This window comes from Synechococcus sp. R55.7 (assembly GCF_047461955.1).
Lineage (GTDB): Bacteria > Cyanobacteriota > Cyanobacteriia > Thermostichales > Thermostichaceae > Thermostichus.
Genome location: NZ_JANSIC010000418.1, coordinates 1 through 868 on the forward strand (window position 1 = coordinate 1; position 868 = coordinate 868).

General features: G+C 57.0%; 1 pseudogene. It reads right to left on the minus strand.

Annotation, left to right across the window (positions count from 1 at the left end):
• Positions 1–635: pseudogene (locus NW820_RS12865) on the minus strand (hypothetical protein); the annotation flags it as partial.
• Between the last annotated feature and the right edge of the window lie 233 nt (positions 636–868).

Here is an 868-nt window from a genome sequence, read left to right on the forward strand (position 1 = left end):
TCGCGCCAGCGGGACGGAGTCCTTTGGTTGGCCCAGATTTCATCCAGCAAAACCTGCACATCTGGATGTACAAAGGCCACATCGCTGAGGATGTGATAGATCTGTTCCAGTTGATGGCCCGATAAGGTCAAAGCCGATGAAGATACGGGCAGTTGGGGACGATCCCCCGGCGCACGGCAGCGAAAATTATCTCTCCGCCTAGAGTTGGCCTGAATTTGTTGCAGCCAACCCCGGGCAGCCAGGTAATCCAGCTCTTTGCGCAGTGTGCGATGGGTCTTGTGAAAGGGTCGGGCAGATAGCAGCGCTTCCAGATCCGGAACTTCTGCTTTTAAGGCGGCCAATAGGTTGGGATCCTTCAGCCAAAACCTCAAGGGTTTCCAGCAAATGCAGTCAACATCAGGACAGGGTGAAGGGATCCCTTGTGCCAGATCCTGCTTGGGGTGCCGTGGTGAGAGCAAGCGATCCCGGATGTGGGTGTAGCCAAAGGTTTCCGGCAGGTCTGGCCAGCGGTTTTCGCCATAGAGGCAGTGGAGCAGTACCCACAGGCGCACGGCCCGCTCCAGGCGCTCGGCCAACTGACCGCCCGCTAACCAACGCAACACTTCCACCGTCAAAGGCAGCTCAAATCCGCTCATCCGACAGTTCCCTCGGTTCTTAGGTCAACCAGTTGATGGCACTCCAGGCCAGGGGTTTTCTTGGAGCAAGGCGCAAGTGAGAGCCTGACCACTCTGACATGAGTTGGAACCTTCCACTTCCAATCTCTTCCATACTGAAGTCAACCTGTCTCGTCAAATCTGCCCATGGCTGCTGTGGCACTGCATTTGCTTTCCGGCTGTCTGGCCGCTCGCGCCAGCGGGACGGAGTCCTT